Origin of the sequence: Mycolicibacterium tokaiense (assembly GCF_010725885.1) — a bacterium.
GTDB lineage: Bacteria > Actinomycetota > Actinomycetes > Mycobacteriales > Mycobacteriaceae > Mycobacterium > Mycobacterium tokaiense.
Window position 1 is genome coordinate 4656520 of sequence record NZ_AP022600.1, and the last position, 14205, is coordinate 4670724.

The 14205-nt window shown below is 68.5% G+C and carries 10 protein-coding genes; 9 read left to right on the plus strand and 1 reads right to left on the minus strand.

Annotation, left to right across the window (positions count from 1 at the left end):
* Positions 1–3 precede the first annotated feature (3 nt).
* Genes trpB through lgt form a run of 3 tightly spaced genes read left to right on the plus strand, consistent with a single transcriptional unit; the run spans position 4 to position 4099 of the window.
* Complete coding sequence (gene trpB / locus G6N58_RS22665) at positions 4–1272, plus strand: tryptophan synthase subunit beta (protein WP_068916793.1); 1269 nt, start codon at positions 4–6, stop codon at positions 1270–1272.
* Positions 1269–2066 (plus strand): tryptophan synthase subunit alpha, encoded by a 798-nt coding sequence (trpA, locus tag G6N58_RS22670; RefSeq protein ID WP_115277207.1) that lies wholly within the window; start codon positions 1269–1271, stop codon positions 2064–2066. The genes trpB and trpA overlap by 4 nt, the downstream gene beginning before the upstream one ends.
* Positions 2063–4099 (plus strand): prolipoprotein diacylglyceryl transferase, encoded by a 2037-nt coding sequence (gene lgt / locus G6N58_RS22675; RefSeq protein WP_115277206.1) that lies wholly within the window; start codon positions 2063–2065, stop codon positions 4097–4099. Before trpA ends, lgt begins: the two co-directional genes overlap by 4 nt.
* A gap of 6 nt (positions 4100–4105) precedes the next feature.
* Here the strand turns inward: lgt and G6N58_RS22680 are convergent, their stop codons facing one another.
* Complete coding sequence (locus G6N58_RS22680) at positions 4106–4600, minus strand: DUF427 domain-containing protein (protein WP_115277205.1); 495 nt, start codon at positions 4598–4600, stop codon at positions 4106–4108.
* 98 nt (positions 4601–4698) lie between these two features.
* Here G6N58_RS22680 and G6N58_RS22685 point away from each other — a divergent pair, with 98 nt between their 5' ends.
* The 6 genes from G6N58_RS22685 (at position 4699) to G6N58_RS22710 (ending at position 14120) form a co-directional block, all read left to right on the plus strand.
* Positions 4699–5127, plus strand: coding sequence for an NINE protein (locus G6N58_RS22685; RefSeq protein ID WP_068916797.1), 429 nt, complete (start codon positions 4699–4701; stop codon positions 5125–5127).
* Entirely contained in the window at positions 5117–5536 is a 420-nt protein-coding gene (locus G6N58_RS22690; protein WP_115277204.1) for a DUF2752 domain-containing protein, read from the plus strand. The genes G6N58_RS22685 and G6N58_RS22690 overlap by 11 nt, the downstream gene beginning before the upstream one ends.
* A 147-nt stretch (positions 5537–5683) precedes the next feature.
* Positions 5684–10258 carry a glutamate synthase large subunit gene (gene gltB, locus G6N58_RS22695; RefSeq protein WP_115277203.1) on the plus strand — a complete coding sequence of 1525 codons (4575 nt, stop codon included), beginning with the start codon at positions 5684–5686 and terminating at the stop codon, positions 10256–10258.
* The gene (locus G6N58_RS22700) at positions 10251–11753 is read left to right on the plus strand and encodes a glutamate synthase subunit beta (RefSeq protein WP_115277202.1); all 1503 of its coding nucleotides are present in this window, start codon (positions 10251–10253) and stop codon (positions 11751–11753) included. Before gltB ends, G6N58_RS22700 begins: the two co-directional genes overlap by 8 nt.
* An 88-nt stretch (positions 11754–11841) precedes the next feature.
* Entirely contained in the window at positions 11842–13260 is a 1419-nt protein-coding gene (gene pyk, locus G6N58_RS22705; protein WP_115277201.1) for a pyruvate kinase, read from the plus strand.
* Positions 13257–14120 carry an acyl-CoA thioesterase II gene (locus G6N58_RS22710; RefSeq protein ID WP_115277200.1) on the plus strand — a complete coding sequence of 288 codons (864 nt, stop codon included), beginning with the start codon at positions 13257–13259 and terminating at the stop codon, positions 14118–14120. Before pyk ends, G6N58_RS22710 begins: the two co-directional genes overlap by 4 nt.
* Positions 14121–14205: the final 85 nt, after the last annotated feature.

A 14205-nucleotide genomic window follows, 5' to 3' on the forward strand; every position in this document is an offset into this window, starting at 1 on the left:
CTGATGGTGGATTTGTCCAACAACACCGTGCCGCGCATGAGCGCGGCCATCGCCGAGCCCACATCCCACGACCCCGACGCCCGCGGGCACTTCGGCCGCTACGGCGGCCGTCTGGTGCCCGAGGCGCTGATGGCCGTCATCGAAGAGGTCACCGCCGCCTACGAGAAGGCGCGCAGCGACCAGACCTTCCTCGACGAGCTGGACCGGCTGCAGACCCACTACAGCGGTCGGCCGTCTCCGCTGTACGAGGCCAAGCGGCTTTCCGAACATGCCGGCGGCGCCCGGCTGTTGCTCAAGCGGGAAGACCTGAATCACACCGGTTCTCACAAGATCAACAACGTGCTCGGACAGGCGTTGCTGGCCAAGCAGATGGGCAAGACGCGGGTCATCGCCGAAACCGGTGCCGGCCAGCACGGCGTGGCCACCGCCACCGCCTGCGCGCTGCTGGATCTGGAGTGCGTCATCTACATGGGGGCCGTCGACACCGCGCGCCAAGCCCTGAACGTGGCGCGCATGCGTCTGCTCGGGGCTGAGGTGGTGGCCGTCGAGTCGGGCTCCAAGACGCTCAAGGACGCCATCAACGAGACCTTCCGCGACTGGGTGGCCCACGCCGACGACACCTTCTACGCCTTCGGTACCGCCGCCGGACCGCACCCGTTCCCCATGATGGTGCGTGACTTCCAGCGGATCATCGGTCTGGAGGCCCGTGCCCAGATCCAGAACCAGCTGGGCCGGCTTCCCGACGCGGTCACCGCCTGCATCGGTGGGGGATCCAACGCCATCGGCATTTTCCACGCCTTCATCGATGACCCCGGGGTGCGGCTCGTCGGCTTCGAAGCAGCCGGCGACGGTGTCGAAACCGGAAGGCACGCAGCGACGTTCACCGGCGGCACACCCGGTGCGTTCCAGGGCTCGTTCTCCTACCTGCTTCAGGACGAGGACGGCCAGACCATCGAATCCCATTCCATTTCAGCGGGTTTGGACTATCCCGGCGTGGGCCCGGAACACGCACTGCTCAAGGACATCGGCCGGGCCGAGTACCGGCCCATCACCGACTCCGAAGCCATGGACGCGTTCCGGCTGCTGTGCCGCACCGAGGGCATCATCCCCGCCATCGAATCTGCCCACGCCGTCGCGGGCGCGGTGAAGCTCGGCATCGAGATGGGCCCGGGTGCGGTCATCATGATCAACCTCTCGGGCCGAGGCGACAAGGACGTCGCCACCGCGGCCAAGTGGTTCGGCCTGCTCGACGACGAAGCCGTGCAGTCATGAGCCGGCTCGGTCCGCTGTTCGAACGCTGCCGTGCCGAAGGCCGCGCCGCGTTGATCGGATACCTGCCCACCGGCTACCCGGACGTGCAGACCTCCATCGAGGCGATGACCACGCTGGTGGACTCGGGTTGCGACCTGATCGAGGTCGGCATCGCCTACTCCGATCCGGGCATGGACGGCCCCACCATCGCGGCGGCCACCGACGTCGCACTCAAGCGCGGGGTGCGGGTACGCGACGCACTGGCGGCCGTCGAGGCCATCAGCGCCCGCGGCGGCCAGGCCGTCGTGATGTCCTACTGGAACCCGGTGCTGCGCTACGGCGTCGACGCGTTCGCGCGCGATCTGGCCGCGGCGGGCGGCGCCGGCATGATCACTCCCGATCTGATCCCGGACGAGGCCGACGACTGGTACGCCGCCTCCGACGAGCACAACCTGGACCGGATCTTCTTGGTCGCACCCTCCTCCACCCCGGAGCGCCTGGCGGCCACGGTGGCGGCCTCGCGCGGGTTCGTCTACGCGGCCTCCACCATGGGGGTCACCGGTGCGCGGGACGTGGTGTCCAATGCGGCCCCGGAATTGGTGGCCCGGGTCAAAGAGGTCTCCGACATCCCGGTCGGCGTGGGTCTGGGTGTGCGCTCCCGCGCACAGGCCGCTGACATCGGTGCCTATGCCGACGGTGTGATCGTGGGCTCGGCGCTGGTCTCCGCGCTGGAGAGCGGGCTGCCCGCGGTGGCTGCTCTGACCGAAGAACTCGCAGCCGGTGTCCGGCAGAAAGTGACCGAGGTCCCTGGGTGACCACAACCCTTCTGGCCGCCTTCCCCAGCCCGCCGCAGGGCGTCTGGCATCTCGGCCCGTTCCCGCTCCGTGCCTATGCGCTGTGCATCATCGCCGGCATCATCGCCGCGCTGATCATCGGTGACCGCCGCTGGGAAGCCCGCGGCGGTGAGCGCGGCGTCATCTACGACGTCGCCCTGTGGGCGGTGCCGTTCGGCCTGATCGGTGGCCGTATTTATCACGTCCTGACCGACTGGGAGAAGTACTTCGGTCAGGGCGGCGCGGGATTCGGTGCGGCGCTGAAAATCTGGGAGGGCGGTCTCGGCATCTGGGGTGCGGTGGCCCTCGGCGGTGTCGGCGCGTGGATCGCGTGCCGGCGTCGTGGAATTCCGCTGCCGGCATTCGGTGACGCCATCGCTCCCGGCATCGTGCTGGCTCAGGCCATCGGCCGGCTCGGCAACTACTTCAACCAGGAGCTCTACGGCAGGCCCACGGATCTGCCCTGGGGCATGGAGATCTTCTACCGGGTGGATCCGTCGGGCATCGTCGACGTGAACTCGCTCAACGGTGTGTCCAACGGCGAGGTCGCCGCCGTGGTGCATCCGACGTTCCTCTACGAACTGCTGTGGAACCTCGCCGTTTTCGCCCTTCTGATCTACGTGGACCGCCGGTTCAGGATCGGCCACGGACGGCTGTTCGCGCTCTACGTCGCCGGGTACTGCATCGGCCGCTTCGGCGTCGAGCTCATGCGCGACGACTACGCCACCCTGATCGCCGGCATCCGGGTCAACTCGTTCACCTCGACGTTCGTCTTCCTCGGCGCCGCCGTGTACTTCATCTTGGCGCCCAAGGGCCGCGAGGCCCCGGAGACGCTGCGCGGCAATGCGCCCGAGTCCGAGGGTGTGGTCGAGAAAGCCGAGAAGGAGATGGCGGCCGCGGCGGCCACCACCGGTGTGGTGGCGGCGGCGACGGCTGCGGCCGCGGACGAAAAGGCCCACGAAAAGGCCGACGATGATACGGCCGATGCCGGCGAGGCCGACGACAGCGACACGAAGGCGCTGATCGAGCAGCTCGACACCGAAGAGGTGCCGGAGCCCGAGCCGGTCGACGAGGACGATCTCGTGACCGTCGAAGATCCGGACGACGAAGCCGACCGAGAAGCCGAGATCACGGCGGACGGTGAGGTGGCTGTGGAGACGGTCGCCGAGGCCGAGGAAGCCCAGCTGATCGACGAGGATCACGATCCGGTTGATGAGGAGGATCTCGAGAGCCTGGAGGCACCGGTCGCGGTGGCGCCGGTGTCCGAGCAGCAGGAGGAGCTCAGCGAGCCGGACGCCAAGGCCGAGGTGGACGAGCAGGCGGCCGACGAGGAAGAGGCCGCCGAGGGCGAGGCGCTGATCGTCGATGATCCTGAGGTTGATGGTCCCGAGGTTGACGAGGCCGACCGTGAGGCTGAGGTCACCGCGGATGCGGGTGTGGTGGTCGAAACCGCCGCTGAGGCCGAGCAAGCTCAGCTGATCGACGAGGACCACGATCCGGTTGATGAGGAGGATCTCGAGAGCCTGGAGGAGTCGATCGCCGTGGCGGGGCCGGTGTCCGAGCAGCAGGAGGAGCTCAGCGAGCCGGACGCCAAGGCCGAGGTGGACGAGCAGGCGGCCGACGAGGAAGAGGCCGCCGAAGGGGAGGCGTTGATCGTCGATGATCCTGAGGTCGGGGAGCCCGAGGTCGACGAGGCCGACCGCGAGGTCGAGGTCACCGCGGATGCGGGTGTGGTGGTCGAAACCGCCGCTGAGGCCGAGCAAGCTCAGCTGATCGACGAGGACCACGATCCGGTCGACGAGGAGGATCTCGAGAGCCTCGACGAACAGGTCGCCGTGGCGGATGCCACGGTCGAGGTGGATGAGCAGGCCGCCGACGACAACCCGTTCGACGAGCCCGAGGAGCAGCCCGCCGAATCCGCCACATCGGCCGGTGACTACACCGTGGTCACTGAGCCGGAACCGGACCGTCAGCAGGGCTCACGGCTGAGCCGGCTGCTGCGCCGCCGGCGCTAGGCCGCGCTACCAGCCCATCGACCCGGGCACACCCTTGAACGGGCCGGCCACGGTGCTGGTGATCCAACCGCCGTAGAACCCGCCTGGCTGGGGACGAACGGTCTCGCCGTTGACGGTGCACCGGTCCACCGCGGCCGCCATCACGGCCACCGCGTTCGCGATCACCTCGAACCCCGCCGTCGGCCGCGGATAGGTCCAGGCTGCCCGTTCGGCGGTGATCAGCGGACTCTCCAGGTCGAAATAACTGGCCTGCCCTTTCCACTCACACCAGGACGACCCCGAAGTGGGCACCAGCACGCCCTCGCCGAACGACTCACGCGGCAGGTAGTAGGTGGGTGGATGGCTGGTCTCGAGAACCCGCCACGCCCGCTGGGTGGAGGCGATCACCTGACCACCCAGTTCGACGGTGATGGTCACCGCCACTTCTTCGACCCGGGGTGGTCGGGGATAGTCCCAGACCGACTCCTGACCAGGACCGGGCACATCGGGGACGGGGCGCATGGGTCCAGCGTAGGGAAAACCGGAAACCTCGCTGTGGAAAGCCGGAAACCTCCGGCGGATCCTGATTCGGGATCCGCTGATCTGGCATCCTTGGCGGTATGACGGACCCTCAGTTCGGAGCGAACCCCAGCGACAGCCCCACGCCGCCGCAGGGCAGCTACCCGCCGCCGCCAGGAGCCGCCTATCCGCCGCCGCCCCAGTACGGGCAGTACGGCGGGCAGTACCCACCACCCCCGGGGATGTACTACGACCCCTCCGCGCCCTACGGCCGGCACGCGGTCACCGGTGAGCCCTTCTCGGAGAAGTCGAAACTGGTGGGCGGTCTGCTGCAGCTGCTGGGGCTCTTCGGTCTCGTCGGCATCGGACGCATGTACCTCGGCTACGTCACCCTGGGCGTCGTCCAGCTCATCGTCGGCCTGCTGACCTGCGGTATCGGCGCCGTCATCTGGGGCATCATCGATGCCGTCCTGATCCTCACCGACAGGGTGCGCGACCCGCAGGGCCGTCCGCTACGTGATGGAACCTGATCGGGCGTCGACGTCGCTTCACCGGGCCGGCCGGTACGCCGCCGTCGGCACCGGTCTCCTGCTGGCCGGCGGGCTCGCCTACGTCGCACTGGTGGATCCGCACCGGCCGGGATCACTGTTCCCGCCGTGCCCGTTCCATGCCCTGACGGGCTGGTACTGCCCCGGCTGCGGCGGCCTGCGGATGACCCACGACCTGCTGCACGGTGACCTCGCCGCCGCCGTCGTCGACAATGCCTTCGCTCTGGTCGTGATCCCGGCGCTGCTGGCCTGGGTGCTGCTGCGCCGCCACCGAGGCCGGCCCGTCTGGCCGCCGGCGGCCGTGATCACGGTCGTGGTGGCCACCGCTGCCTGGACGGTGGTGCGCAACCTCCCGGGCTTTCCGCTGGTCCCAACACTTCTCAGCGGGTAGGTCGGCAACAGCGCTGTTACACTCGGCAGACTTGTCGGGCCGGTGCAGTCCCGGGTGTCACACGTCAGACTGCGGCCCAGCCTGAGATCCCGATGCCGTTGGCGCGCATGATCTCTCACCCCGCGGTTCCGACTGCGGAGGTATTGCATGCTGTTCTCGGCCACCCCGCCCGCGCAGGGACTCTATGACCCCGAGCAGGAGCGGGATTCCTGCGGTGTCGCCATGATCGCCGACATCCTCGGCCGCCGGTCGCACTCCATCGTCGCCGACGGGCTGATCGCGCTGGAACATCTCGAACACCGGGGTGCTGCCGGCGCGGAACCCAACAGCGGTGACGGGGCCGGCATCCTGGTGCAGCTGCCGGTGGACCTGCTGCGCGCGGTGGTCGACTTCGAATTGCCGCCGGCCGCGGCCGACGGCGCCAACACCTTCGCCGCCGGAATCTGTTTTCTGCCCCAGGAACTCGACGCGCGCGCGGCGGCCCGGGCGCGGATCGAGCAGATCGCCGTCGACGAGGGCATCGAGGTCCTGGGCTGGCGCACCGTGCCCGTTGACCCCGAGGGCGCCGAGGTCGGCAGGACCGCGCTGGGGTGCATGCCACACATGGCGCAACTGTTCGTCGCGGCGCCGCCCGCCGCCGACGGCACCCGGCTGTCCGGTCTGGACCTCGACCGCCGGGTCTATCCACTGCGCAAACGCGCCGGTCACATGACCTCGGAGATCAAGTCCACCGGCAGCGGCGTGTACATCGTCTCGCTGTCCAGCCGCACCATCACCTACAAGGGCATGCTCACCACGATGCAGCTGCCCCGGTACTTCGAGGACCTGCGTGATCCGCGCTGCACCAGCGCCATCGCCATCGTGCACAGCCGGTTCTCCACCAACACCTTCCCGTCCTGGCCGCTGGCGCACCCGTTCCGGTTCGTCGCCCACAACGGGGAGATCAACACCGTGCGCGGCAACCGCAACCGCATGCACGCGCGCGAGGCCATGCTGGCCAGCGAGCTCATCGGCGGCGACCTGTCCCGGTTGTCCCCGATCTGCACCCCGGAATCGTCGGACTCGGCGTCGTTCGACCAGACGCTGGAGTTGCTGCATCTGGGCGGGCGCAGCCTGCCGCACGCGGTGATGATGATGATTCCGGAAGCCTGGGAGAACAACGCCGACCTGAGCCCGCAGCGCCGCGCCTTCTGCCAGTTCCACGCCTCGATCATGGAGCCGTGGGACGGCCCGGCGTGCGTCACGTTCACCGACGGCACCGTCGTGGGCGCGGTGTTGGACCGCAACGGCCTGCGCCCCGGCCGCTGGTGGCGCACCCGGGATGACCGGATCATCCTGGCCAGCGAGAGCGGTGTGCTGGATGTGCCGTCGTCGGACGTGGTGGCCAAGGGGCGGCTGGAGCCGGGCAAGATGTTCCTGGTCGACACGGCGGCGGGTCGCATCGTCTCCGACGAAGAGATCAAGGACGAGCTGGCCGCCGCACACCCGTACGGCGAGTGGCTGCACGCCGGACTGCTGGATCTCAAGACGCTGCCCGAGCGCACGCGGGTGCAACCCAACCACGAGTCGGTGGTCCGCCGCCAGATCTCGTTCGGCTACACCGAAGAGGATCTGCGCCTGCTCCTGACGCCCATGGCAGCGTCCGGCGCAGAACCGTTGGGCTCCATGGGGACCGACACCCCCGCGGCGGTGTTGTCCCAGCGCTCCAGACTCTTCTACGACTATTTTGTCGAACTCTTCGCCCAGGTCACCAACCCGCCGCTGGACGCCATCCGCGAGGAGATCGTCACCTCGATGGCGCGGGTGATGGGACCGGAGCAGAACTTGCTGGAACCGTCGGCGGCGTCCTGCCGGCAGATCCTGCTGCCGTGGCCGGTGCTCGACAACGACGAGCTGAACAAAATCGTCCACATCAACGACGACCACGAGCATCCCGGTTTGCAGACCCGGGTGCTGCGGGGACTCTACGACGTCGAACGTGGCGGCACCGGCCTGGCCGAGGCCATCGAGGACCTGCGGTCGCGGGCCTGCGATGCCATCGCCACCGGTGCCCGCATCCTGGTGATCTCCGACCGCGACTCCGATCACACCCGCGCGCCCATTCCGTCGCTGTTGGCGGTTTCGGCCGTGCACCACCACCTGGTGCGGACCAAGGAACGCACCACGGTGGCGCTGGTGGTCGAGACCGGCGATGCCCGCGAGGTGCACCACATCGCCCTGCTGATCGGATTCGGCGCCGCCGCGGTCAACCCGTACCTGGCGTTCGAGTCGATCGAGGACCTGATCCGTGAGGGTGAACTCACCGGCATCGAGACCGCCACGGCAGTCCGGAACTATCTCAAGGCGCTCACCAAGGGCGTGATGAAGGTGATGAGCAAGATGGGCATCTCCACGGTCGGGTCCTACACCGGCGCACAGGCCTTCGAGGCCCTCGGGCTGGATCGCGACGTGGTGGCGGAGTACCTCAGCGGGACGGTCAGCCAGCTCGGCGGCGTCGGCCTCGACGTGCTGGCCGAGGAGGTCAAACAGCGGCACCGCCGCGCATACCCGGAGAACCCGACCGAGCGGGTGCACCGCCGCCTCGAGGTGGGCGGGGAATACCAGTTCCGCCGCGAGGGCGAGCTGCACCTGTTCACCCCGGAAACGGTGTTCCTGCTGCAGCATTCGACCCGCACCGGGCGCTATGACGTCTTCGCCAAGTACTCCGAAGAAGTGGACCGGCTGGCCCGCGAAGGCGGTGCGCTGCGCGGGTTGTTCACCTTCAAGGAGGGGCTGCGCCCGCCGGTCCCGCTGGAGGAGGTGGAGTCGGTGGACGCCATCTGCACCCGGTTCAACACCGGCGCCATGAGCTACGGGTCCATCTCGGCCGAGGCCCACGAGACCATGGCCATCGCGATGAACAACCTGGGTGGACGCTCCAACAGCGGCGAGGGCGGTGAGGACACCGAGCGGCTGTACGACCCGAGGCGCCGCAGCGCTGTCAAACAGGTGGCGTCCGGGCGCTTCGGCGTCACCAGCGACTACCTGGTGAACGCCAGCGACATCCAGATCAAGATGGCCCAGGGCGCCAAACCCGGTGAGGGCGGCCAGCTCCCGGGCTACAAGGTGTACCCCGCCATCGCCAAGACCCGGCATTCCACGCCGGGCGTCGGCCTGATCTCACCGCCGCCGCACCACGACATCTACTCCATCGAGGATCTGGCGCAGCTGATCCACGACCTGAAGAACGCCAACTCCCACGCCCGCATCCACGTCAAGCTGGTCAGTTCCGTCGGCGTGGGCACCGTCGCCACCGGGGTGTCGAAGGCGCACGCCGACGTGGTGCTGATCTCCGGGTATGACGGCGGCACCGGGGCGGCGCCGTTGACCAGCCTCAAACACGCCGGTACCCCATGGGAGATCGGGTTGGCCGACACCCAGCAGACGCTCGTGCTCAACGGATTGCGTGACCGCATCACCGTGCAGTGCGACGGGGGGATGCGCACCGCGCGAGACGTGATGGTGGCGATGCTGTTGGGTGCCGAGGAGTTCGGCTTCGCCACCGCCCCGCTGATCGTGTCCGGGTGCATCATGATGCGGGTGTGCCATCTGGACACCTGCCCGGTGGGGGTGGCGACGCAGAATCCCGAGCTGCGCTCCCGTTTCAACGGCAAGCCGGAGTTCGTGGAGAACTACTTCCGCTTCGTCGCCGAGGACATCCGGAAGTATCTCGCGCAATTGGGTTTCCGCAGTATCGACGAGGCGGTGGGGCACGCCGAGGTGCTCGACACCGATGCCGGGGTGGCGCACTGGAAGAGCAGGGGGCTGGATCTGAGCCCCATCTTCACGGTGCCCGCCGACGGGTCGGGCCAGCGTCACCGGACCCGCCACCAGGAGCACGGTCTCGAGTACGCCCTGGATCAGACCCTGGTCGCCCTGGCCGAAGGAGCGCTCGAGGACGCCCATCCGGTGGTGCTGGAACTACCGGTGCGCAACGTCAACCGGACGGTGGGCACCCTGTTGGGCTCGGAGGTCACCCGGCGCTACGGCGCCACCGGTCTGCCCGACGACACCATCACCGTGAAGCTGACCGGTTCGGCCGGCCAGTCGCTGGGTGCGTTCCTGCCGCCCGGCATCACCATCGACCTGGTGGGTGACGCCAACGACTATGTGGGCAAGGGCCTCTCGGGTGGACGGATCGTCGTCCGGCCACCCGATGACGTGCTGTTCCTGCCGGAGGACAACGTGATCGCCGGCAACACGCTGCTGTACGGGGCCACGTCCGGGCAGGTGTATCTGCGGGGCCGGGTGGGGGAGCGGTTCGCTGCCAGGAACTCCGGTGCGCTGGCCGTCACCGAGGGGGTCGGTGATCATGCGTGCGAGTACATGACCGGCGGGCGGGTGGTGGTGCTCGGGCCCACCGGTCGCAACCTGGCGGCCGGCATGTCGGGCGGCATCGCCTATGTACTGGGCTGCATCGCGGGCAAGGTCAACACCGCCATGGTGGAGTTGCAGCGGCCCGACTCCGAGGACCTGGTGTGGCTGCGTGAGGTCATCGCCTGCCACGCCACCTACACCGGCAGCACCGTGGCCACCTCGATACTGGCCGACTGGCCCAGGCGCAGTGCGCAGTTCACCAAGATCATGCCCACCGACTACCAGCGGGTGCGCAACGCCACCCGAATGGCCAAGGCGGAAGGGCGTGACGTCGACACCGCGATCATGGAGGCGACACGTGGCTGATCCACAGGGATTCCTGCAGGTTCCGAAAATCGAGGCGGCCAAGCGGCCGGTTGATGAGCGGGTCGGTGACTGGCGTGAGGTCTACGAGTCCCAGGATCCGCACGAACGCGCGGCGGAGGTCAGCCAGCAGGCCCGCCGCTGCATGGACTGTGGGATCCCGTTCTGCCACTCCGGAACTGCGGGCTGCCCACTGGGCAACCTGATCCCGGAATGGAATGACCTGGTTCGCCGCGGGCGCTGGGATGCGGCATCGGACCGGTTGCATGCCACCAACAACTTCCCCGAATTCACCGGCCGGCTGTGTCCCGCGCCGTGTGAGGCCGCCTGCGTGCTCTCGATCAGCGAGCCGCAGACCGGGGGCAGCGTCACCATCAAGCGTATCGAGCAGTCCATCGCCGACCAGGCCTGGATGGACGGCACCGTCGAACCCCAGCCTCCCGCCATCACCACCGGCAAGAACGTCGCGGTGGTGGGCAGTGGACCCGCGGGACTGGCTGCGGCCCAACAGCTCACGCGGGCCGGGCACCACGTCACCGTGTACGAGCGCGACGACCGCCTCGGTGGTCTGCTGCGCTACGGCATCCCGGAGTACAAGCTGGAGAAGGCCACGCTCAATCAGCGGCTGGCGCAGATGCGGGCCGAGGGCACCCGCTTCGTCACCGACTGTGAGGTGGGGGTGGATCTGTCGGTGGAGGAACTGCGCGACCGGTTCGACGCGGTGGTCCTGGCCGTCGGCGCGTTGCGCGGCCGCGACACCGACGTCGAGGGACGCCACCTCGGCGGGGTGCACCTGGCCATGGAACACCTGGTGCCCGCCAACCGGGAGTGTGAAGGCGACGGGCCCTCACCCATCTCGGCGGCGGGTAGGCACGTGGTCATCATCGGCGGCGGCGACACCGGGGCGGACTGCCTCGGCACCGCGCACCGGCAGGGCGCGGCCTCGGTGACCCAACTCGACTACAACCCCGAGCCGCCCGAGGCACGCGACGACAGCCGGTCCCCGTGGCCCACCTGGCCGATGGTGCTGCGCACCTCGCCGGCCCACGCCGAAGGCGGGTCGCGGCGCTACGAGGTGGCCGTGCAGCGCTTCGTCGGTGACGACAACGGCAACCTGCGGGCCATCGAGATCGCCGAGGTGAAGGTGACCCGGGACGCCGACGGCCGCCGCGAGATCACCCCGGTCGGTGAGGTCCTGTCGCTGCCGTGCGACCTGGCGCTGTTGGCCATCGGCTTCGAGGGCGTCGAGGAGATGGCCCTGGTGGACGGTCTGGGTCTACAGCGCAACCGTCGTGGCGCGCTGCCGTGCGGCTCGGATTGGCAGACCACTGCGCCGGGGGTCTTCGTCTGTGGTGACGCTCACCGCGGGGCGTCTCTGGTGGTGTGGGCCATCGCCGAGGGGCGCGCCGCCGCGCACGCGGTTGATGTCTTTTTGATGGGCGAGTCCGACCTGCCGGAACCGGTGCGTCCGTCAGCGTTGCCGCTGGCAGTCGTCTGATGGCCGGAAGGTGTGCATGAGGTGACGGCTACGTCAACACATCTGTATCGGTCGAGATGCCTCCGGACTGCGACTATGCTGACTCGTCGTGACTAGACGCGGCAAAATCGTATGTACTCTCGGACCGGCTGTTGGCAGTGATGAACAGGTCAAGGCTCTCGTCGAAGCGGGCATGGATGTCGCGCGGCTGAACTTCAGCCATGGTGAGCACAGCGACCACGAAGCCAACTACAAGCGCGTGCGGTCGGCCTCGGACGCCACCGGTCGCGCCGTCGGCATCCTCGCCGATCTGCAGGGCCCCAAGATCCGCCTCGGTCGCTTCAACACCGGCGCGACGCTGTGGGCCACCGGTGAGACCGTCCGCATCACCGTCGAGGACGTCCTGGGTGTGCACGACCGGGTGTCCACCACCTACAAGCAACTCGCCCACGACGCGACCCCCGGTGACCGCCTGCTCGTCGACGACGGCAACGTCGGCCTGGTGGTCGAGGCCGTCGAGGGCGACGACGTGGTCTGCAGGGTCACCGAGGGTGGCCGGGTCAGCAACAACAAGGGCCTGTCGCTGCCGGGCATGAACGTCTCGGTGCCCGCGATGTCGGAGAAGGACATCGCCGACCTGGAGTTCGCGCTGCAACTGGGCGTCGACTTCATCGCCCTGTCGTTCGTGCGGTCCCCGGCCGACATCGAACTGGTGCACGAGGTCATGGACCGGGTGGGCCGCCGGGTCCCCGTCATCGCCAAGCTCGAGAAGCCCGAGGCCATCGACAACCTCGAGGCCATCGTGCTGGCGTTCGACGCCATCATGGTCGCCCGTGGCGACCTGGGCGTGGAGCTGCCGCTGGAAGAGGTGCCGCTGGTCCAGAAACGCGCCATCCAGATCGCCCGCGAGAACGCCAAGCCGGTCATCGTCGCCACCCAGATGCTGGAGTCGATGATCGAACACTCCCGCCCCACCCGCGCCGAGGCCTCCGACGTGGCCAACGCGGTGCTCGACGGCGCCGACGCGGTGATGCTCTCGGGGGAGACCTCGGTGGGCAAGTACCCGCTGGAAGCGGTGCGCACCATGGCCCGGATCGTCTCGGCGGTCGAGGACAACTCCACTGCCGCCCCGCCCCTGGCCCACGTCCCGCGCACCAAGCGCGGCGTGATCTCCTACGCGGCCCGCGACATCGGCGAACGCCTCGACGCCAAGGCGCTGGTGGCGTTCACGCAGTCCGGTGACACGGTGCGCCGGCTTGCGCGGTTGCACACCCCGCTGCCGCTGCTGGCGTTCACCGCGCTGCCAGAGATCCGCAGCCAGCTCGCACTGACCTGGGGCACCGAGACGTTCATCGTGCCGAACATGGACACCACCGACACCATGATCCGTCAGGTCGACAAGTCGCTGCTCGAGTTGGGCCGCTACAAGCGCGGTGATCTGGTGGTCATCGTGGCGGGTGCGCCTCCCGGCACCGTGGGCTCGACCAACCTGATCCACGTGCACCGGATCGGCGAGGACGACCACTGAGGTCCGACTTCGAGGAGTTGCTGGCGGTCCTCGATCTGCGGGCCGCCGGCGAGGACGCGTTCCTCGGTACCCACCCCAGCAAGAACCCCGTCCGCACGTTCGGCGGGCAGATGATGGCGCAGGCCTTCGTGGCGGCCAGTCGCACGGTCTCGCCCACCCTCCCGCCGAACGCACTGTCGGTGCACTTCATCGCCGGCGGTGACCCTGCGAAAGATCTCGAGTTCACCGTCGTGCGGTTGCGCGACGAGCGCCGCTTCGCCAACCGCCGGGTGGACGTCACCCAGGACGGCACACTGCTGACCACCGCGTTCGTGTCGTTCCTGGCTGGGGGCAGCAGCCTGGAGCACAGCATCGCCATGCCGGATGTGGCTGCGCCACACGGTCTTCCGAAGATCAGCGAACTGCTGGTGGGGTTCGAGGAAACAGTGCCCCTGTTCGTCGAGGCGCTCAAGCCCATCGAGTGGCGCTACACCAACGACCCGGCGTGGGTGATGCGCACCAAAGGGGAGCGGCTGCCGCACAACCGCGTGTGGATGAAGACCGAGGAACCGATGCCCGATGACCCGGTGCTGCACCGTGCGGCGCTGGTCTACTCCTCGGACACCACCGTGCTGGATTCGATCATCACCACCCACGGACTGTCGTGGGGCTTCGACCGGATCTTCGCGGTCACCATCAACCACTCGGTGTGGTTCCACCGCCCGGTGGTGTTCGACGACTGGGTGCTGTACTCCACGTCCTCTCCGGTGGCGGCCGATTCGCGCGGTCTGGGCACCGGCCACTTCTTCGACCCGGTGGGCAACGTCGTGGCCACCGTGGTCCAGGAAGGAATCGTCAAGCACTTTCCCGCGAAGGACTGAACCGCGGCCCCGCGGTGCCGAGCGACGTGACCGTCACCGAAAGTGGCTGCCACCGAGGCGGTCTGAACGTCGAGGTGATCGAGCT